At 71.6% G+C, this 19933-nt stretch carries 17 protein-coding genes, 1 tRNA gene and 1 other RNA gene; 11 read left to right on the plus strand and 8 right to left on the minus strand.

Translation table 11 applies throughout. The features are described from left to right. Window positions 1-84 precede the first annotated feature (84 nt). A tRNA-Lys gene (locus ACQ393_RS04330) sits at window positions 85-160 on the minus strand. Between the two features lie 279 nt (window positions 161-439). Between ACQ393_RS04330 and ACQ393_RS04335 the strand changes: the two genes are divergently transcribed. The 3 genes from ACQ393_RS04335 to ACQ393_RS04345 all read left to right on the plus strand — a co-directional run bounded on the left by ACQ393_RS04335 (window position 440) and on the right by ACQ393_RS04345 (window position 2656). Further along, window positions 440-1228, plus strand: coding sequence for an inositol monophosphatase family protein (locus ACQ393_RS04335; protein ID WP_430645590.1), 789 nt, complete (start codon window positions 440-442; stop codon window positions 1226-1228). Continuing rightward, complete coding sequence (locus tag ACQ393_RS04340) at window positions 1225-2160, plus strand: TIGR03560 family F420-dependent LLM class oxidoreductase (RefSeq protein WP_430645591.1); 936 nt, start codon at window positions 1225-1227, stop codon at window positions 2158-2160. Before ACQ393_RS04335 ends, ACQ393_RS04340 begins: the two co-directional genes overlap by 4 nt. A gap of 232 nt (window positions 2161-2392) precedes the next feature. Next, complete coding sequence (locus ACQ393_RS04345) at window positions 2393-2656, plus strand: hypothetical protein (protein WP_430645592.1); 264 nt, start codon at window positions 2393-2395, stop codon at window positions 2654-2656. A gap of 67 nt (window positions 2657-2723) precedes the next feature. Here ACQ393_RS04345 and ssrA read toward each other — a convergent pair. Beyond that, window positions 2724-3092, minus strand: a transfer-messenger RNA (tmRNA) gene (ssrA, locus tag ACQ393_RS04350). Window positions 3093-3318: 226 nt separating this feature from the next. On the opposite strand from ssrA, the gene ACQ393_RS04355 reads away from it, so the two are divergent. The 3 genes from ACQ393_RS04355 (at window position 3319) to ACQ393_RS04365 (ending at window position 7651) form a co-directional block, all read left to right on the plus strand. After that, window positions 3319-5514 (plus strand): glycoside hydrolase domain-containing protein, encoded by a 2196-nt coding sequence (locus ACQ393_RS04355; RefSeq protein WP_430645593.1) that lies wholly within the window; start codon window positions 3319-3321, stop codon window positions 5512-5514. Between the two features lie 73 nt (window positions 5515-5587). After that, entirely contained in the window at window positions 5588-6877 is a 1290-nt protein-coding gene (locus tag ACQ393_RS04360; protein WP_430645594.1) for a glycosyltransferase, read from the plus strand. Window positions 6878-6991: 114 nt separating this feature from the next. Beyond that, on the plus strand, window positions 6992-7651 hold the full coding sequence (locus ACQ393_RS04365; RefSeq protein ID WP_430645595.1) for an SIMPL domain-containing protein: 660 nt from the start codon (window positions 6992-6994) through the stop codon (window positions 7649-7651). Window positions 7652-7676: 25 nt separating this feature from the next. Here ACQ393_RS04365 and ACQ393_RS04370 read toward each other — a convergent pair whose 3' ends face one another. Next, window positions 7677-8414, minus strand: a complete 738-nt coding sequence (locus ACQ393_RS04370; RefSeq protein WP_430645596.1) for a tyrosine-protein phosphatase — start codon at window positions 8412-8414, stop codon at window positions 7677-7679. 114 nt (window positions 8415-8528) lie between these two features. On the opposite strand from ACQ393_RS04370, the gene ACQ393_RS04375 reads away from it, so the two are divergent. Continuing rightward, entirely contained in the window at window positions 8529-8993 is a 465-nt protein-coding gene (locus ACQ393_RS04375; RefSeq protein ID WP_430645597.1) for a hypothetical protein, read from the plus strand. Further along, window positions 8986-9294, plus strand: coding sequence for a winged helix-turn-helix domain-containing protein (locus ACQ393_RS04380; RefSeq protein WP_430645598.1), 309 nt, complete (start codon window positions 8986-8988; stop codon window positions 9292-9294). The genes ACQ393_RS04375 and ACQ393_RS04380 overlap by 8 nt, the downstream gene beginning before the upstream one ends. Before the next feature lie 31 nt (window positions 9295-9325). Here ACQ393_RS04380 and smpB read toward each other — a convergent pair whose 3' ends face one another. The 5 genes from smpB to prfB all read right to left on the minus strand — a co-directional run bounded on the left by smpB (window position 9326) and on the right by prfB (window position 14194). Further along, the gene (gene smpB, locus ACQ393_RS04385) at window positions 9326-9802 is read right to left on the minus strand and encodes an SsrA-binding protein SmpB (RefSeq protein ID WP_430645807.1); all 477 of its coding nucleotides are present in this window, start codon (window positions 9800-9802) and stop codon (window positions 9326-9328) included. 153 nt (window positions 9803-9955) lie between these two features. Next, window positions 9956-10867: a permease-like cell division protein FtsX gene (gene ftsX, locus ACQ393_RS04390; RefSeq protein WP_430645599.1), complete on the minus strand. Its 912-nt coding sequence runs from the start codon at window positions 10865-10867 to the stop codon at window positions 9956-9958. Then, complete coding sequence (ftsE, locus tag ACQ393_RS04395) at window positions 10864-12363, minus strand: cell division ATP-binding protein FtsE (protein ID WP_430645600.1); 1500 nt, start codon at window positions 12361-12363, stop codon at window positions 10864-10866. Before ftsE ends, ftsX begins: the two co-directional genes overlap by 4 nt. A gap of 96 nt (window positions 12364-12459) precedes the next feature. After that, complete coding sequence (locus ACQ393_RS04400) at window positions 12460-12984, minus strand: flavodoxin domain-containing protein (protein ID WP_430645601.1); 525 nt, start codon at window positions 12982-12984, stop codon at window positions 12460-12462. A 100-nt stretch (window positions 12985-13084) separates the two neighbouring features. Next, window positions 13085-14194 (minus strand): peptide chain release factor 2, encoded by a 1110-nt coding sequence (gene prfB, locus ACQ393_RS04405; RefSeq protein WP_430645602.1) that lies wholly within the window; start codon window positions 14192-14194, stop codon window positions 13085-13087. Between the two features lie 93 nt (window positions 14195-14287). Here prfB and ACQ393_RS04410 point away from each other — a divergent pair, with 93 nt between their 5' ends. From ACQ393_RS04410 to ACQ393_RS04420, 3 genes are all read left to right on the plus strand, one after another. Next, window positions 14288-15616 carry an MFS transporter gene (locus tag ACQ393_RS04410; RefSeq protein ID WP_430645603.1) on the plus strand — a complete coding sequence of 443 codons (1329 nt, stop codon included), beginning with the start codon at window positions 14288-14290 and terminating at the stop codon, window positions 15614-15616. Window positions 15617-15701: 85 nt separating this feature from the next. Then, window positions 15702-16487, plus strand: coding sequence for a TIGR01458 family HAD-type hydrolase (locus tag ACQ393_RS04415; protein WP_430645604.1), 786 nt, complete (start codon window positions 15702-15704; stop codon window positions 16485-16487). A 166-nt stretch (window positions 16488-16653) separates the two neighbouring features. Next, the gene (locus tag ACQ393_RS04420; protein WP_430645605.1) at window positions 16654-19752 is read left to right on the plus strand and encodes a M14 family zinc carboxypeptidase; all 3099 of its coding nucleotides are present in this window, start codon (window positions 16654-16656) and stop codon (window positions 19750-19752) included. Window positions 19753-19933: the final 181 nt, after the last annotated feature.

Genomic DNA, 19933 nt, shown 5'->3' on the forward strand with positions numbered 1-19933 from the left:
GGTGCGAACGTGCCCCGGGGCTGGTGAGGCCGTGCTCGTCGGCGGGAACGACGAAGGCCCCGGCGATCGCTCGCCGGGGCCTGCTGGTGCACCCCCAGGGACTTGAACCCTGAACCCACTGATTAAGAGTCAGTTGCTCTGCCGATTGAGCTAGAGGTGCGTTTCGGCGGGATTTTCTCAACCCCGAACCGAGGAACAAAGTTATCAGGTCGCGGGCCGAACGCGAAATCGGCACGGCACCGGGCGCGTCGCACCGATCGCGCCCGGCCACGCCCGCCTCGTGGCATCCGCTCGCCCTCGCCCACGGCAGACGCCCGCCCCGCTACCGTTCTCAGGAACCCCTGGCCCGATCGGACCCGTTCTCAGGAAGACACGCCGCCCATCGCGGCGACGCGCCGGAAATCTCCTGAGAAGAGAATCGCACCCGTAGGCTGGGCCGGTGACGGATGCCTCGTACGCCGACGACCTCGCCCTCGCCCTCGAACTCGCCGACCTCGCCGATGCCGCCGCCATGGCGCGGTTCCGCGCGGTGGACCTGCGGATCGACACCAAGCCCGATCGCAGCTTCGTCACCGAGGCCGACCTCGCGGTCGAGCGCGCGGTGCGCGACCTGCTCGCCGAACGGCGGCCGGACGACGGCATCCTCGGCGAGGAGTACGGCACACAGGGGTCGGGCGCGCGGCAGTGGATCATCGACCCGATCGACGGCACGTCCAACTTCCTCCGCGGGGTTCCCGTCTGGGGCGCGCTCATCGCGCTCACGGTCGACGGCGTCGCGGTCGTCGGCGTCGCGTCGATGCCCGCGCTCGGACGACGCTGGTGGGGTGCGACGGGCTCGGGCGCGCAGACGACGGATGCCCCGGGCGCCACGCCCCGCGACATCCGCGTGTCGAACGTGGCCGACCTGGGCGACGCGTCGCTGAGCTTCCAGAGCATGGCGCAGTGGCGCGACGCCGGGTACCTCGAGCGGCTGCTCGCACTCGCCGAGCGCGTGTGGCGCGACCGTGCGTACGGCGACCTGTGGTCGTACTGCCTGCTCGCCGAGGGCCTGGTCGACGTGGTCGGCGAGTTCGACGTGAAACCCTGGGACCTCGCCGCGCTCATCCCGATCGTCGAGGGCGCCGGCGGCCGGTTCACCTCGGTGTCCGGCGACGCCGGGCCGGGCAACGGCAGTGCGCTGGCGACCAACGGCCTGCTGCACGACGCGGTCCTCGAGGCGCTGAAGTGACCCGCGAGCTCGAGGTCTGCATCTTCACCGAGCCGCAGCAGGGTGCCAGCTACGCCGAGCAGCTCGCGCAGGCGCAGGCGGCCGAGCGCCTCGGCTTCGACGGCTGGTTCCGCAGCGACCACATCCTGCACATGGGCGCGGGCGACCCGCTGCCCGGGCCGACGGACGCGTGGACGGCCCTGGCCGGCATCGCCCGGGAGACGGAGCGGATCCGGCTCGGGACCCTCGTCTCGCCCGTCACGTTCCGGCACCCCGGGCTCCTCGCGATCCAGGTCGCCCAGGTCGACGACATGTCGGGCGGCCGCGTCGAGCTCGGACTCGGCGCGGGCTGGTTCGGCGCCGAGCATGCCGCCTATGGCATCCCGTTCCCGCAGCGGCGGTTCGACCTCCTCGAGGAGCAGCTGCAGGTCGTCACCGGCCTCTGGCAGACCCCCGTCGGCGAGACCTTCACGTTCCCGGGCGTGCACTACGACCTCGCGGACGCCCCGGCGCTGCCCAAACCGGCGCAGTCGCCCGTACCGCTCATCATGGGCGGCGGCGGCCGCTCCCGCCTGCCCGTCCTCGCGGCCCGCTTCGCGACCGAGTTCAACCGCGGCTTCTCCGACGAGGACGAGATCGCGGCGTCCTTCGCGCGCGTGCGCGCCGCCTGCGAGGCGATCGGCCGCGATCCCGGCACGATGAAGCTGAGCGTGGCGCTGCCCACGGTCGTCGCGACGGATGACACGACCTACCTCCGCCGGCTCGACGCGATCCACGCCGACCCCGCCACGTTCGCCGAGGTCAACGTCGCCGGGACCCCGGTGGCCGCGGTCGACAAGATCCGCCGGCTCGCCGACCTCGGCGCCGATCGCGTCTACCTCCAGGTCGTCGACCAGCGCGACCTCGACCACGTCGAGCTCATCGCCGCCGAGGTGCTCCCCCACCTGAGCTGACCGCCGTGGGCTGCCGACGCCGAACGCCGGACGACGGACGCCGGACGACGGACGCCGGACGCCGGACGACGGACGCCGGACGCCGGACGCCGGACGCCGGACGACGGAGCGTGCCACGCTTCGCCGCGGCTCCGCCATCGCGTTTCGGCCACGATCCGCGCGATCGTGCCGGAGTGTCGCCGGCGTCGCGTACCCTTGTCGGTGAGGGCCGGGGGGCCTCGAGGGGGAAGAGATGCGGCTGATCGCACGCCGACGACACGAGTTCGTCGACCAGCAACCGCTGGATCCTGAGGACGATCCGTACGCCGCCTACCTGATCTGGAAGGCCGAGCGCGAGGCCGCGGCCGCCGCGCTCGTCACGGACGACGGGGAGGCGGAGGGCGCCGTGAGCGCCGCCTCCGCCGCCGCGGCGATCGAGTCCACCCAGCCGGAGCGCGGCTCGTGGTTCCGCCGCATCACCGCACTCGGGCACGTCAACGCCGCACGCGACCGCTGACGCGACATGACGACGGCCGCCCGAGGGCGGCCGTCGTCAGGCGGGCACAGCGTGCGATGACGACCGGTGGTGGAGATGGGGGGAATTGAACCCCCGTCCATCGCTGGGATTCCACGGTTTCTCCGGGCGCATCCTGTGAAGCGTTCTGCTCGGCCCCGACCCTTGCCACAGGCAGCCAGGTCGACGGGCCCAGCCTGAAGAAAGTCCCGTACGACGCTCAGGCGACGTCGTACAGCGAGTTCCCGAGATGACGCCAGCGACCGGGGCGGGAACGAACCCGGGCTGACGGACTAACGGACTCGCTTAGGCAGCGAGGGCGTAGTCGTTCTGCGACTTATTGGCAGTTATTGGTTCGCAGGGAGCGTTCACGAGATAACCCTGCATCCTCGGCCCGCTTCACGCGGTCTCGCAGGCGATGTCGAAACCGATCATCCCCAAGAGACGCGCTCCGACCATGGTCGGAAGGCGGGTCGTCATCGCACGCTGTGGAGTTGCCAACCGCGCCGCCCCGAAGGGTGCGCGGCCCTACAGGATACAACAGGACCAACCGCCGGGGCATTCCGGATGGCGCGACGGAATCGTTCATGTGCCTGTAACCCGCGGGGCTCCGCCAGCCCGTAGCGTCCCCGCATGGGACGTTCCGGATCCGCCGCGGGAGCCGCATGATCGCGCGGGTCGACCCGTTCATCGGCACCGAGGCCGTCGACCTGCCGCCGCAGACGGGGCTGGCCGCGACCTGGTGGTGGCCGAAGCCGCAGGTCGGCAACACGCATCCGGGCGCGACGTACCCGCTCGGGATGGTCTCCGCGTGCGCGTACTCGGGCGCCTATCCGACCGGGTACGGGCGCTACGACCTCGCCACCGAGGGCGTGCCCCCGACGATCCACGAGGGCGCCGTGGCATCCGGGTTCACGCACTTCCAGCAGTCGGGCACGGGCGCGATCCGCAAGTACTACAACTACTTCCGGGTGACGCCCATGCTCGAGCCGCTCGACGTGCTCGGCCGCACCTGGGAGCTGGCGGAGGAGGCCGCGGAGCCCGGGTACTACGCCGCGACGCTCGACTCCGGCATCCGCGCCGAGCTCACCGTCGGGCCGAAGTCGGCCGTGCACCGCTACACCTTCCCGCGGAACCCCAACGCCCGCATCGTGATCGACTTCTCGCTCGGGGGGCTGTCGATCCCGCACGGCGAGACGATCCCGCTGCGCGCGCGGCTCGAGCAGGTCGCCCCGGGCGTCGCACAGGGCGAGATCGTCGTCGAGGGCGCCCCGCTCGCGGTCTACATCGAGTGCGACGCGCACACGTGGCGGCAGATGCTCTGGTACGACCGGCGCCTGATGCCGGGCGGCACGAAGCTCGCGTTCGACCACATCCGTCCCACGACCCTGCGCCCGTTCGGCCTCATGTGGGCCGGCCCGAGCGAGCCCGGCCAGAGCATCGAGGTCCGCATCGGGTTCTCGCTGCGCGGCGTCGACCAGGCACGCGCGAACCTCCGTGCCGACCAGGGCACCGGACCGACCCGGTTCCCGCACCGCCGCGACCGCACGAAGAAGTCGTGGCGCAAGCACCTCAAGGCGATCACGGTCGACACGCCGTCGACGGAGCGCCAGACGATCTTCTCGACGGCGCTCTACCACTCGCTGATCAAGCCGTGCCTCGCACCCGAGGAGAGCCCGTTCTGGCCGACCGAGGGCCCGTTCGTGTTCGACCTCTGCACCATGTGGGACATCTACCGCACGCAGCTGCCGCTCATCACGACGCTGTTCCCCGAGCGGGCGGTCGAGCTCGCCAACGCGCTGCTCACGATCTGCGAGGAGGAGGGCAACTTCCCCATCGGGTACCGGATGGCGCGTGGCAGCGACCGCTTCTCGCGGCAGGGCAGCGCGCTCGCGCAGACCTTCCTCGCCGACCTCTGCCAGCTGGGACTGCCCGGCGTCGACTGGGAGTGGGCGCTGGTGCACATGCACGCCGATCTCCGTCGCACGTACGGCGAGGACTTCCTGCTCCGCGGTCATGCTCACCCGATCAGCCACACGCTCGACCTCGCCTACGGGTACTGGTGCACCGCGAAGGTCGCGGCCCGGGTGGGCGACCGCGCGCTCACCGAGGAGTTCACGGCGCTCGCGGCGCGCTGGGTCAACGCGTTCGACGCGCAGACGGGCCTGCTGCACGACTCGACGTTCTACGAGGGCAGCCGCCACAACTACTCCTTCCGCCTGCTGCACGACATGCGCCGACGGATCGAGCTCTCGGGAGGCGACGACGGCTTCATCGCAGCGCTCGACGCGTTCTTCGGCTACGGCGCGCAGCCGGTGCGGCAGCCCGGTGTCGCACCGGGTCTCGAGGAGCTCGCCGCCGGCTACGCACTCGGCCGCTTCGAGGGGCTGAACAACGAGCCCGACATGGAGGCGCCCTGGGCGTACCACTATGCGGGCCGCCCCGACCGGACGGCCGAGATCGTCCACGCGGCCGTGCACCAGCAGTTCGGCACGGGTCGCGGCGGGCTGCCCGGCAACGACGACTCGGGCGGCATCAGCTCGTGGTACGTGTGGGCGAGCCTCGGTCTCTTCCCGGTCGCCGGGCAGAACCTGCTCCTCGTCAACGCGCCGTCGTTCGCCGAGTCCGAGCTGCGCGTCGGCGGCGACGCGTTCCGCATCGAGACCACCGGGTTCGTCGAACCGCACCGCGACGGCCCCGTGCAGTACGTGCAGTCGGCGGAGCTCAACGGCGACCCGCTCGAACGCACCTGGCTCCGCGGCGACGAACTGCATCGCGGCGGCAGCCTCCTGCTGCGCCTCGGTCCCGAACCGAGCGAGTGGGGGCGGATGTCGCGGCCGCCGTCGTACCCGGAACGCTGAGCCCGCGGCATCCCGCCACCAGACCTGCCCCATGAGGACGCGCAGCTCGCGCCCAACCAGGAGAGGAGGAGCCATGAACGCTCCGCCCCGGAACCGCCTCGTCATCGTCAACCGCGCCGATCCGGTGATCTGCGGTCATTCGGTCGAGGGCCGCAACCTCGCCGAGGCCGCACTCGAACGCGGCTTCGACGAGGTGCGGATCGTGACCTGGCCGATCGATCGGCTCGAGGCGGCGGGTCTGCCGCTGAAACCCCTGGATCGGATGCTGCCCTACAGTCCCGGCATCATCGTCGAACGCCCCGAGCCGGTGGGCGACTACAAGGTGCCCGACGGCCGGTACCTCGCGGGCATCACCGGTCGTCTCGTGGAGCTCTTCACCGACGGCGTGCCGACCGTGTGCCTCTCGCTCTACCTCAGCCCGCACACCGTCGCCGTCACCGATGCGGTGCGCGCGGCATGGAGCACCGGGCTGCCGGTGAACGTGACCACGATCGCCGAGGCGGTCGGATCGGATGTCACGAACGTCGTGCGCTCGTGCGTCGAGGAGGGCCGCTTCGGGGCGGCCGCGCACATCCTCTCCAGCTACCTGGCGCAGGATCACTGCGTCGCGGTCTCGGAGTACACGCGCGAGCTCATCGTGGCGGCGGCATCCGAGATCGACGCGTTCCACGGCACCCGGTTCGCCGAGCAGTGCCGCGACCGCATCCGGATCTCGTACCCGGCGATCGACACGTCGCAGTACCTCGACCTCGACCCGGCGATCGTGCGCGGCGTGCTCGCGGCCCGGGGGCTCGACCCGGACGGCTACGTGCTCTTCCTCTCCCGGCTGACGGAGGCGAAGGGGGTCGACGACCTCATCGGGGGCTTCGAACGGACGTCGGCGCACGACCGGCTGAAGCTCGTGATCGTCGGTCGCGGTCCGGCGGCCGAGAAGTTCAGGGCGCGCGCGGCCGCGTCTCCCGTCGCGGACCGGATCGTCTTCCTCGACGACGTCGACGACGCGGAGAAGCCGTACCTCATGGCCGGCTGCGCGACCTACGTGCTGCCGAGCAAGCCCAGGCCGGAGTTCGTGGAGACCTTCGGCATCGCGCTCGCCGAGCAGATGCTCGCGGGCGGCGGCACGGTGATCACGACCGACACGGGCGGCATCGGCGAGGCGGTCGGCGAGCACGCGATCATCGTGCCGGTCGACGACCCCGGCGCCATCGCGGAAGCCATCGATCGGGCGCTCTCCTTCCCGCCGGAGGAACGCGCGCAGCGCACCGAGCGTGCACGGGCGTATGCGCTGCAGTTCGACCGCGGCGCGGTGTTCGAGCGACTGTTCGACGGAGCGGGGGTGCTTCCGGCGCGCGCCGTCGCGTGAGCGGCCGCGCGCCCCGCCGTCGGCGCCGGCCGACGTATGCTGAGGTCGGCCGCGCCCCGGTGCGGCCGACCGACGCCGCGCCGGGCCGCGGCCGAACCCCCGGGGGGTCAACGAATGCCGACCACGATCGCCGTCACCGGTCGCGCCGAGGAGCGCGTCGATCCCGAGCTCGGGGCCGTGTCGCTCGCCGTCGCGTCGAGCGGCGCCGACCGCGACCGCGTGCTCGCATCGATCGGCTCGACGCACGAGCGCCTGCTCGCCGCGATCCGGGAACTCGACTCCGCGGGCGCCCTCGAGTCGTGGTCCGCTGGGCAGCTGCGCGTCTGGTCGCATCGACCGTGGAACGCACAGGGTCGGCAGCTGCCGCTCGTGCACGAGGCCGCCGCCGACATCGAGGTGGTCTTCCGCGACTTCGAGGCGCTCGGCTCATGGGTCGGTCCGATCTCCGGGACCACCGACGTGACCGTCCAGGGTGTCGACTGGCGGCTGACGGACGCCACGCGCTCGCGCGTGCAGGAGTCGGCCCAGCGGGCGGCCGTCGCCGATGCGGTGCGCAAGGCCGGCGTGTACGCCGAGTCGCTCGGACTCGGCACCCCGACGCCCGTCGAGCTCGCGGATCACGGCATGCTGCAGGCGCAGCCCATCCCGCGCGCGCACAAGGCCGTCGCGATGCGCGCGATGGCGATGGAGGCCGATGCCGGGGCGGCACCGGAGTTCGCGCCGGCGAAGCTCGTGGTCGAAGCATCCGTCGACGCCCGCTTCACGGCCGGCTGACCCTGCCCCTGCGGCGGGGCGACGCTCAGTCTCGCGCGACGAGCCACGCCTCGAGCGCCTCGAGCTCATCGTGGCCGAACCCCGAAGCGACGAGGTACTCCCGCACGGAGCCGTGGCTGCGCTCGACCTCGTCGAGCGCGGACTCGAGCGCCTCGCGCGGGCTCCCGCCCATGAGGGTCCGCAGCTCGGGGGTGTCCGGCACGCCGTAGGTGCCGATGAGCGCGACCATCTCCTCCAGCCACTCGCCTGCGAGGTGGCCCTCGGTGAGGGCGTAGTCCACGATCACGGCCTCGCGGTCGACGCCCGCGGCCAGGAGCGCCAGCGCCACCACGATGCCCGTGCGATCCTTGCCCGCGGTGCAGTGGACGACCACGGCCCGCTCCCCTGCGCTCGAGATCTCGCGGAGCGCCTCGACGACCACCGCGGAGTGCTTCGTGACGATGCGGTGGTAGAGCGCCTCGAGCGAGATGCCGCGTCCGCCCTGCGATGCGCCCGAACCTTCGAAGACCGGGAGCCGGCGCACCTCGACGTCGAGGCCGTCGAGGTCGTCGGGCATGGCTCGAGCCTCGTTGTCGTCGCGGAGGTCGACGACGATGCCGACCTCGAGGCGGCGAAGGGCGTCGCGACCGTCGTCGCCCAGCCGGTGCAGCCCGTCGGAGCGGAAGAGGCGCCCGTGGCGGACGCTCCCGCCGCGAGCGGGCAGCCCGCCGACGTCGCGGAAGTTGTACGTGCCCGGCACCGGGATGCGCGTCGAGATCTCCACGCGGCGGAGTCTAGCCCGCCGTGCCGCCGGGTGGCCGAGAGCCGGCGATCCGGCACGGTCGGGACGGTCGCGAAACTACTTTCTTTACTTGCAAGTAGTTGCTACGATCCTGACATGTCCACGAACGAACCCACGGGTGCCGACCTCCCCGACCGGGCCGACGCCGCCGCCTTCGTGCGCGAGGCCGAGTCGGCGGTGCGCCGGGTCGCCGTCGAGGGCTCCGCATCGGCGTCCGCGTGGCTGACCGGGCTGGCCGCCGCCTCAGCCATGTACCTCTTCGCCCTCGGCTGGTACGACCGCAGCGACGAGGGGCCGATCCTTGCGCTGTCCATCGCGTTCGGTGCCGTCCTCGGTGTGCTCTCGGTCGTGCACCTGCGGCGCATGCGGGCCGCGAGCCTCGGCTTCTCGCGCCGCTTCGGGCTCGCCGTGGGCGGCTGGGGCGCCGTCTTCGGCGTCTCGCTCACGCTGGGCCTGCTCCTCTTTCCCGCCGTCCCCGCCTACTTCGCCGTCGCGGCGATCGCGACCGCGACGCCCCCGCTCTGGGGGTCGTTGCGCGAACTGGTCGTGGTCCGTGGCTGACGCCGATGACGCCGGGCACCCCCGCCACCGTCTCGACCCGATCCTGCAGCGCCCCGTGCCGTTCTCGATCGCCGCGCTGCTCGCCGCGGCCGACGAGGCCGAGTTCGCGTTCGTCCGCGACTCGGTGGAGCTCACCGACTCGGCGCTGAGCAAGCAGGCGTCGGCGCTCGAGGCGGCGGGGTACGTGTCGGTGCGCAAGGGGTTCGTCGGCAAGTACCCGCGCACGTGGCTGTCGATGACGCCGCAGGGCCGTGCCGCGTTCACGGCCCACCTGGCCGCGCTGCGCGAGATCGCCGGCTGAGTCGTCGCGCCGGCCGCCTGATGCCGGTCGGCTACTCCCCGAGGTGCCGATGACTGGCCATGGCGCGCTCGGCCTCGCGCCTGTCCTGCCGCTCGCGCAGCGCCTGCCGCTTGTCGTACTCGCGCTTGCCCTTGGCGACCGCGATCTCGACCTTCGCACGCCCGTCCTTGAAGTACAGCGACAGCGGGATGAGCGTGTAGCCGCCCTCCTTCGTCTTGTGGCTGATCTTCACGATCTCCTGCTTGTGCATCAGGAGCTTGCGCTTGCGTCGCGGGGCGTGGTTGTTCCAGGTGCCCTCGGTGTACTCGGGGATGTGCACCGCGTCGAGCCAGATCTCGCCGCCGTCGATGAATGCGTACCCGTCGACGAGTGACGCCCGCCCCTGCCGGAGCGACTTCACCTCGGTCCCCGAGAGCACGATGCCGGCCTCGTAGGTGTCCTCGATCAGGTAGTCGTGGCGCGCCTTGCGGTTGGTCGCCACGACCTTCTCACCGCGTTCCCTGGGCACGGTCCACTCCTCGCTTCGATGACGGATGCCGCCGGCGAGCGCCGGCAAGCCCTTCAGTCTACCGGCGGTCGCGGCATCCGTCGCCCGCAGGGTGGGCCTCGGCCCGTACTCGCACCCGACGGGCCGCCCGGTCCGGGCGCCGCGGCCGCCTGCTCAGACGCGCAGGTAGCGCCGGATCGCGATCGCCGCCGACACCGCGGCGAGCAGCACCCCGACCGCCACCAGCAACGGCACGACGAGCAGCGCGTCGTCGAGACCGACGAACGTGAACGACAGCGAGTCGGCGAGGTAGCCCTGCACGAAGAAGGTCACGATCGCGACCACCGCGCCGCCCGCGAGGAGCGAACCGAGCAGTCCGGCGAAGACGCCCTCGAGCACGAACGGCGTCTGGATGAAGCGGTTCGAGGCGCCGACGAGCCGCATGATGCCGAGCTCCTTGCGCCGCGAGAACGCGGAGAGCCGGATCGTCGTGGCGATGAGCAGCGCGGCGGCCACGAGCATGATCGCCGCGACGGCGATGGCCGTGTAGCTCGCGGCGTTCAGCACGTCGAAGATCTGGTCGAGGTAGCGGCGTTGGTCGACGACCTGCTCGACGCCGGACATCCCCGCGAGGCTCTCCACGAGCACCGCCGACTGCGACGGGTCGGTGAGGTTCACCCAGAACGTCTCGTTGAGCACGTCGGGCGTGACGTAGTCGGCCGCGGGCGTGCCGGCGAACTGCTCCTGGAAGTTCGCGTACGCCTGCTCGCGGTCCTCGAAGTAGTACTCGTCGATGAAGGGCGCGAGCGTGTCGCCGCGCAGCTGCGCCTCCACGGCCTCCTTCTGCTCGGGCGTCGCCTCGCCGTCGATGCAGCCCTCCGTCGTCGAGACGGCGGTGCAGAGGTACACCGCGACCTGGGCGCGGTCGTACCAGTACCCGCGCATCTGCGCGATCTGGAGCTGCAGCAGCGCCGCCGTGCCGACGAACGTGAGCGAGACGAACGTGACGAGCACGACCGAGATGACCATGGTGGCGTTGCGGCGGAGGCCGTTCGCCGCCTCCGAGAGCACCAGACCGAACCTCACTTGACCGGCCCCACTTCCTGGTCGTCGTCGCCCGCACGCGGGCCGGCGGGGCTGCGGAGGCCGAGACGCTCGGCGAGCGTGAGGTGGGCCGACTTCGCGCTCGCAGGTGCGGCAGGCCGTCCGGGTGGGCCCTCGCGTTCGTCGTCGTCGCCGTCGTCGGCCGGCGCGGCGCCGTCGGCGCCCCTGGTCAGCGGCTCGATCGGCATCGTCGCGGCGGCCGTGATCTCGGCGGCCTCGTCGGTGACCTCGTCGCGCTCCTCGGGTTCGACGTAGAGCGGCGGTGCGTCCTGCATGACCTTGCGCGTGACCTTCGGTGCGGCCACGCCCACGGTCCCGGTGTCCATCGGCGTGTCGTCGGATGGCGCGGCCGCCGCCTCCGCGACCGCCTTCGCACCGGCCGCGGCCTTCGACGGGCGCTTGGTGCGCGACGGTGCGCGCTTCGGCTTCGACGGTGCGGTCTCGGCGACGGATGCCGCGGCATCCGTCGTCACGGACGACCCGGCACCCTCGGACGTCACGCCCCCCTCGGCGTGCGCCGCGTCGACGGGCGCTGCCTCGGCGGCGTGCGCGGCCTCCTCGGCGCGGATCGACGCGAGGGTCGCGTCGGCCGTGTCGTCCGTGCCCGTCCCGCCCCCGGCGACGGCGGCCGACGACGCCGCTGCCGCATGTGCCGCCTCGACGCCGACGGCGTCCGCGCCGGTCTCGGCGCCGGCCGCACCGACGGCGGCGAGCGCCGCCGCCGCGCGGTCGGTGGGCACCGAACCGTCGGCCGGGATCGCGCCGACCACCGACGTGGTGGGCGCGAGGTCGTCGCCGACGGCGTATCCGGCGCTCCGCTCGTCGCGCACGATCTCGCCGGCGCTGAGTTCGATCACGCGTCGCTGCATCTGGTCGACGATGCCGGCCTCGTGCGTGGCCATGACGACGGTCGTGCCGCTCGCGTTGATGCGCTCGAGGAGCGTCATGATGCCGGCGCTCGTGACGGGGTCGAGGTTGCCGGTCGGCTCGTCCGCGAGGAGGACCTGCGGCTTGTTGACGATCGCGCGCGCGATCGCGACCCGCTGCTGCTCGCCGCCGGAGAGCTCATGCGGCATCCGCATGCCCTTGCCGTCGAGCCCGACGAGCTTCAGCGTCTCGGGCACCGCCGACTGGACGAACCCCCGCGACTTGCCGATGACCCGGAGCGCGAAGGCGACGTTCTCGAACACGTTCTTGTTCGGCAGCAGCCGGAAGTCCTGGAACACGACGCCGAGGTTGCGGCGGAAGTACGGGACCTTCCGGGTCGAGATCGAGCGGAGGTCCTGGCCCAGCACGTGGATGCGACCGGACGTCGGCCGGTCCTCCTTGAGGATCAGCCGCAGGAAGCTGGACTTGCCCGACCCCGAGGCGCCGACGAGGAAGACGAACTCGCCGCGCAGGATCTCGACCGTGATCCCGTCGAGGGCGGGTCGGGTCTGCCCGGGGTAGGACTTGGTGACGGAGTCGAAGCGGATCATCGCGTTCGAGCGTAGGCGCTGCCCGGGTGAATCGGGGCAGCGACACCGGAAAACGCGTCGCCGGAACAGGCCCGGCGACGGACGGTGCGGACGGGGTCAGGCCGGCTGCGCGGCGAGCTCGGCCGCGACCTGCCGCGCCCACTCGTCGATGGCGTCCCAGTCGCGGAAGTCCCCGTCCGGGAGGAGCCCGTTGTCCGGCATCCAGCTCACCATCCGGTCCGGTCCCCGCAGCTCCTCCTTGCGCAGCGCGCCGTAGAACACCATGTCGCCGCGAGGGCGGATGAGCTCCGCGAACTCGTCGAACTCCTTGGGCCGCGCCTCGACGAGCATGTCGTTGCCCTCCGCGTCGAAGCGCTCCGTGCCGAGCGGGCCGCTGGAGAACAGCCACACCGGGCGCGAGGCGAGCAGCTCGTGGTTGCGGCGGACGAACTTCCTCGCCTCCTTCCGCCACTTGCCCACGTACGCGGCGCTGCCGATGACGAACGCGTCGAATCCCTCCGGGTACTCGACGTCGTCGCAGTGCTCGATGTCGACCTCGTGTCCGGCCTCGCGCAGGCGATCGGCGATCCGGTCGGCGATCCCCCGCGTGGAACCGTACTTGCTCGAGTACGCGACCAGCACGCGCATGATCCTCACACCCCCTCGGGACCACCCGGTCCCTCACCGCGGAGGTTAGGACGCGCGCGTCGGCGCGGCTGGTGCCGAAGGTCCCGCGCGTGGCCTAGTCGTCGTGCTTCTGCTTGCGCCAGCGGATGCCGGCGGCGATGAGCCCGTCGAGGTCGCCGTCGAACACGGTCGCCGGGTTCCCCACCTCGTAGCCGGTGCGGAGGTCCTTCACGAGCTGCTGGCCGTAGAGGAAGTAGGAGCGCATCTGGTCGCCCCAGCTGGCGGTGATGGTGCCCGCGAGCTCCTTCTTCTTCGCCGCCTCCTCCTCGCGCTTCAGCAGCAGGAGCCGGGTCTGGAGGACCCGCATCGCGGCGGCGCGGTTCTGGATCTGCGACTTCTCGTTCTGCATCGAGACGACGATGCCGGTGGGGATGTGCGTGAGCCGCACCGCCGAGTCGGTCGTGTTGACCGACTGGCCGCCGGGACCGGACGAGCGGAACACGTCGACGCGGATGTCGTTCTCGGGGATGTCGACCTCCTGCGCCTCCTCCATCACGGGGATGACCTCGACGGCGGCGAAGCTCGTCTGGCGCTTGTCGGCCGAACCGAACGGGCTGATGCGCGCGAGTCGGTGCGTGCCCGCCTCGACCGACAGGGTGCCGTAGGCGTAGGGCACGTCGATCTCGAACGTCGCCGACTTGATGCCCGCGCCCTCCGCGTAGGAGGTGTCCATGACCTTGACGGGGTACTTGTGGCGCTCGGCCCAGCGCAGGTACATGCGCATGAGCATCTCGGCGAAGTCGGTGGCGTCGTCGCCGCCGGCGCCGGAGCGGATGGTGACGACCGCGCCGCGAGCGTCGTACTCGCCATCGAGCAGCGTCTGCACCTCGAGCTGGCTGACGGTCTCCTCGAGGGCGGCGAGCTCCGTGCGCGCCTCGACGGCGGAGTCCTCGTCCTCCATCTCGTTCGCGAGCTCGACGAGCACCTCGAGGTCGTCGATGCGACGCTCGACGTCGCTGACGCGCTTGAGCTCGGACTGGCGGTGGCTGAGGGCGCTCGTCACCTTCTGCGCGTTGGCCGGGTCGTCCCAGAGGCTCGGGTCGCCTGCCTCCTCGGAGAGCCGCGCGATGTCGGCCCGGAGGGCGTCGACGTCGACGACGGCGCGGATGTCGCTGAAGGTGCTGCGCAGGGAGGCGATCTCCTGCGTGAGGTCAAGATCCAACATGGCCCGTCCAGCCTAGTGGCCGCGGCCGTGAGCGGCCTGCGCGGCGGCGCCGGCATCGGCGCGGCATGGGGGCCGGGCGTACGATCGGGAGCGATGACCGCCGACACCGCCCACTCCTTCTCCTGGCGGTCGATCGTCCTCCCCGCGTACCTGCCGACGCTGCTGTTCTCGCTCGGCGAGGGCGCACTGATCCCCGTGATCCCGGTCGTCGCGGTCGACCGCGGCGCTTCGCTCGCCCTGGCCGGCCTCATCGCGGCCATGCTCATGGTCGGCGAGCTCGTCGGCGACCTGCCGGCCGGATGGCTCGTCGCCCGCGTCGGCGAGCGCGCGGCGATGATCGGCGCGTCCGCACTCGCGGCGGCGGGCACGCTCCTCGCCCTGCTGGTGCCGACCGAGTGGGCGCTCGCGGTCGGCGTGTTCCTGCTCGGCCTCGCGACGGCCGTGTTCGGTCTCGCCCGCCACGCGTTCCTCACGAGCTACGTTCCGGCACGGGTGCGCGCCCGCGCGCTCTCGACCCTCGCGGGCGTGTTCCGCGGCGGTTGGGCGATCGGCCCCTTCACGGCGGCGGCGATCATCGCGTGGACGGGTTCTGCGACGGCGGTGTTCTGGGTCCTCGTGGCGGCGTGTGCGGCGGTCGTCGCGGTGCTGCTGGTCCTCCCCGATCCCGAGCGGGTCTTCGGCGCCGCGATCCGGGTGCGCGCGGCATCCGTCTCGAACGATGACGGCGCCGCGACCGATGCGCAGGGCCGAGCGGATGCCGCGGGCGGCATCCGTCACGCGATCGTCACGTATCGCGGGGTGCTGGCACGGATCGGCACCGGCGTGGGCCTGCTCGCCGCGCTCCGCGCGAGCCGGACCGTCATCCTGCCGCTCTGGGCGGTCTCGCTCGGTGTGGCGCCCGATGCTGCGGCCCTCATCATCGGCCTCGCGGCGACGATCGACTTCGCGCTGTTCTACGTGAGCGGCCACGTCATGGACCGGCACGGCCGGCTGTGGAGCGCCATCCCGGGACTCGTCGGGCTCGCCGCAGGGCACCTCCTGCTGTCGGTGACGCACGACATGCCCGACGCGGTCGCCTGGTTCACGGGCGTCGCGATGCTGCTCGGCGTCGCGAACGGGCTGTCATCGGGTGTGATCCTGACGCTCGGCGCCGACCTCGCGCCCGCGTCGAACCCGGCGCCCTTCCTCGGCGCGTTCCGCACCATCGCCGACGCCGGCGGCGCAGCCGCACCGCTCGCGATCTCGGCGATCACGTCGGCGCTCTCCCTCATGGCCGCAGCCGCCGCGATGGGCGTGCTCGGGCTCGTCGGTGCGGGCATGCTGTGGCGATGGATCCCGCGATACGTGCCGCGCGCGCCGCGGCATCCGTCGCCCGAACCGCCCGAGCCCGACGAGGCCTGGACGCCCGCCGCCGACACCTGAACCGCGCACGACACCACCGCCGTGATCACGCACCGACGGGCCGGATGGCCCGAACGGACCGCCTCCCCGACGGTAGGGTCGCGGCGTGAGCGTCCACGGCGTGCTGCTCGACCTCGACGGCGTGTTCTACGTCGGCGACGAGCCCGTGCCGGGCGGGGCCGAGACGGTCGCATGGCTCGTCGACCGCGGCATCCCCCACCGGTTCGTGACGAACACCACGTCGCGCCCGCGGCGCGACATCGTCGCGAAGCTCGGGCGCATGGGCATCGAGGTCGACGTCGGCGAGGTGCTCACGCCGGTCGTCGCGGCGGCGGCCTGGCTCGAGGCGGAGGGATGCCGCCGTCCGGCGCTCTTCGTGCCGGAGGCGACCGCGTCGGAGTTCGCCGAGCTCGGCGTGGGCGCGGCCGACCTGGCAGCGGCGGCGGATGCCGTCGTGGTCGGCGACCTCGGGAGCGGGTGGGACTTCGCGACGATGAACCGGGCCTTCCGGCTGCTCGCGGGGGATCCCGGCATCCCCCTCGTCGCGCTGGGACTCACCCGCTACTGGCGCGCGGAGGACGGGCTGCGGCTCGACGTCGGCCCGTTCGTTCGCGCGCTCGAGTTCGCGTCGGACCGCGAGGCCGCGGTGCTCGGCAAGCCGGCTGCCACGTTCTACCGCACCGCCGTCGACTCGCTCGCGGAGGCGCCCGATGAGGCGGTGATGGTGGGCGACGACCTCCGGACCGACGTAGAGGGCGCGCAGAGCGCGGGCCTGACGGGCGTGCTCGTCCGGACGGGGAAGTTCGATCCGGTCGATCTCGTCGGCGCGATCCGGCCCGACGCGGTGCTCGATTCCATCGCCGACCTGCCCGAATGGTGGCGGAATCGATGAATCGGCGCGGGAATCGACGAATCCTCGATTGAGCTCTTGACAGCGTGAGACGGACGCGGCCAAGGTGGCGCGTAAGGTCCGCACAGCGCCAGAAGCGTGGCGAGCTCCGTACGCACAACGTCGTCACTCATCCCCTCGCGCCGGAAGACGGACCGGAGGGGTCGTCATGACTGGAAACCGTTCCACCCGCTCCCGCATCGCCTTCGGAATCGCCGCCGCGGCCGTCGTCGCGGCGATGCTGAGTCCGATCGGCGCCAACGCCGCCGAGGACGACGTGGGGTCGCTCGACATGTACGTCGCCGAGGTGACCGCTGAGCAGGCGGCCGACATCGCCGAGTCCGGCCTCGATGTCGCCGGCAGCCACGCCGTCGGGCGCGGCCTCGAGATGGACCTCATCCTCACCGAGGACGAGGCCGACGCGCTCGCGGAGCGCGGCATCGACGTGAAGGTGAAGAAGAACAAGGACGGCAAGTCCGCCAAGCAGGTGGCGGAGGAGCAGGCGGCGTACGGCTTCGACGTCTGGCGCTCCTACGATGAGCCGGGCGGCATCCGCGACGAGCTCTACCGGCTCGCCAAGGAGAACCCGCAACTGGTCAAGCTCGTCGTGCTCGGCGAGACGTACGAGGGTCGAGAGATCATCGCGGTGAAGCTGACCCAGGGCGCCAAGGGCCAGAAGGACGGCTCGCGCCCCTCGGTGCTCTACAGCTCGACGCAGCACGCGCGCGAGTGGATCTCGACGGAGACGAACCGGCGCCTGCTCAACTGGTACGTGGACGAGTGGAAGTCCGACGACAAGGAGGTCAAGAACCTCCTGAAGTCGACGGAACTGTGGTTCCTCCTCGTGGCGAACCCGGACGGGTACCAGTACACGTTCGACCACGAGCGCCTGTGGCGGAAGAACCTCCGCGACAACGACGGCGACGGCATCGTCACCGGCGCCGACGGCGTCGACCCGAACCGCAACTACCCGGAGCACTTCGGGTACGACGAGGAGGGGTCGTCCTCGCAGATCTCGAGCGCGACGTATCGCGGCCCGTCCCCGGCATCCGAGCCGGAGACGCAGGCGATGATGGCGCTGTTCGACCGCGCGCAGCCCGAGTTCCAGGTCAACTGGCACTCGTACGGCGAGTGGCTGCTGTACCCCGAGGGATGGCAGGTCGGCACGCCGAGCGCGGACGACCCAATCTACTACGCCCTGTCCGGCAACCTCGACGACCCGGCGATCGACGGCTTCGAACCGGGCCTGTCCTCCGACGTGCTTTACGTCACGAACGGCGAGACCACCGACTTCGCACACGTCACGCACGGCACGCTCGCGTGGACGCCCGAACTCAGCGACGGCGGCAGCGGCGCCGGCTTCGTCTTCCCCGATGACGAGGAGTCGGTGCAGGCGGAGTTCGAGCGGATCCTGCCGTTCTCGACGGATGTCGCGAAGTCGGCGGTGGACCCGGCGAACCCGGTGTCGCACCTCGGCATCGAGACCGAGCCGTTCTACCTGGAGAGCGACGACGACTACAAGGTCGGGCTGCCGCAGTCGAACTTCACCTTCGACCACTCCTACGGCGACCCGCAGGAGGTGCGCGTCCTCGCGAAGCGCAGCCTCGGCGACGTGACCGTGAAGTACTCGATCAACAGCGGCGACGCCCAGAGCGCACCGACCGAGGAGTGGGACGGCGGCGACCGCTACGGCGGCACCACCGACGTCCACTACCGCGTGATGAGCGGCGTGGTGACGGGCACGGATCCGGGCGATTCCGTCACCGTCTGGTTCGAGGGCGGCGGCGAGGTGAGCGACTCGTTCACCTACGAGGCCGTCTCCGAGTCGGGTGCCGACGTGCTGGTGCTCGCGGCCGAGGACTACACGGGCTTCTCGCCCGCTCAGGCGCCGGGCCCGCACCACCTCTCGTACTACACGGACGCGCTCGACGCGAACGGCACGAGCTACGACGTCTACGACGTCGATGCCAACGACCGGACCGCGGCCGACGCGCTCGGCGTGCTCTCGCACTACGACGCCGTCGTCTGGTACACCGGTGACGACGTCGTGACGCGTGAGGCGGACTGGGGTGGAGGCAACGCCTCGCGCCTGGCGATGGACGAGCTCCTGAACGTCCGCGACTTCATGAACGAGGGCGGCCAGGTGCTCTACACGGGCGACTACGCGGGCAGCCAGTACACGCCGAACCTCGGCACGCAGTACTTCGACCCCACTCCGGCGAACGCCGAGTGCCGCGCCGATCCGACCGTACTGGCGCGCTGCAATGCGCTCGGCGGTTCGGGCGACTTCACGAACGACGTGCTGCAGTACTGGCTCGGCGCATACGTGGCGGTCGACTCGGCCGGCCTGGACGACGAAGGCGACGTGCTCGACGCCCTCGGCGTGGACGTGCCGCTCGATGGCCTCAGCTGGAGCTTCAACGGCGCCGACAGCGCCCAGAACCAGTTCCACACGAACTCGTTCATCACGACGAGCGGCGTGCTGCCCGCGTCGGACTACCCGCAGTTCGACAGCTGGGTCTCGGCCCGCTGGGATCGCGCGGGCGGGCCGTTCGAGCCGCACACGGGCGACTACTACCTGTACTCGCAGCTCGGCGACGTCTCGTACAAGCAGGTGACGCGCACGATCGACGTTCCGGCCGGCGGCGCCACGCTGTCGTTCTGGACGTCGTACGACACCGAGGCCCACTGGGACTTCACGTTCGTCGAGGCGCACACGCCGGGCCAGGACGACTGGACGACGCTGCCCGACCTCAACGGGCACACGTCGCAGGACACGGGCGACAGCTGCCTCTCCGGATGGAACGAACTGCACCCGCAGGTCGACCATTACCAGTCGGCCACCTGCGATCCGACGGGCTCGACGGGCTCGTGGAACGCGGCATCCGGCAACTCCGGCGGATGGCAGCAGTGGGAGGTCGACCTCGGCGCCTACGCCGGCGGCCAGGTCGAGATCTCGCTCTCGTACGCCAGCGACTGGGCGACGCAGGGCCTCGGCGTGTTCTTCGACGACATCGAGGTCTCGACGGGCGAGGGCACGACCTCGTTCGAGACCGAGGACCTCGGCGGCTGGGAGATCACCGGTCCGCCCGAGGGCAGTTCGCCGAACCCGAACAACTTCATCCGCACCACGGCGGGCGGGTTCCCGGAGGCCGCGGTCGTGGCCACGCCGGGCTCGCTCTACGCGGGCTTCGGGTTCGAGGGCATCACGGATGCCGCGACCCGCGCCGACTGGATGGAGCGCGCGCTGGACCACCTGCTGGACTGACACGCACACCCGTTCGGGACACCGAGACGGAGCGGCCGGCGGCCTTCGGGTCGCCGGCCGCTCCGCGTCCATCCACAGGTCACGCGATCCGCCCCACGGCGGCGCGCCGAGCCCTATCGTGGCGCGCATGCCGACCGACGATGCTCCGCAGCCCACGAGTCCGCACCGATGCCCGCTGCCC

The organism is Agromyces sp. GXS1127, assembly GCF_050565425.1.
Taxonomy (GTDB): Bacteria; Actinomycetota; Actinomycetes; order Actinomycetales; family Microbacteriaceae; genus Agromyces.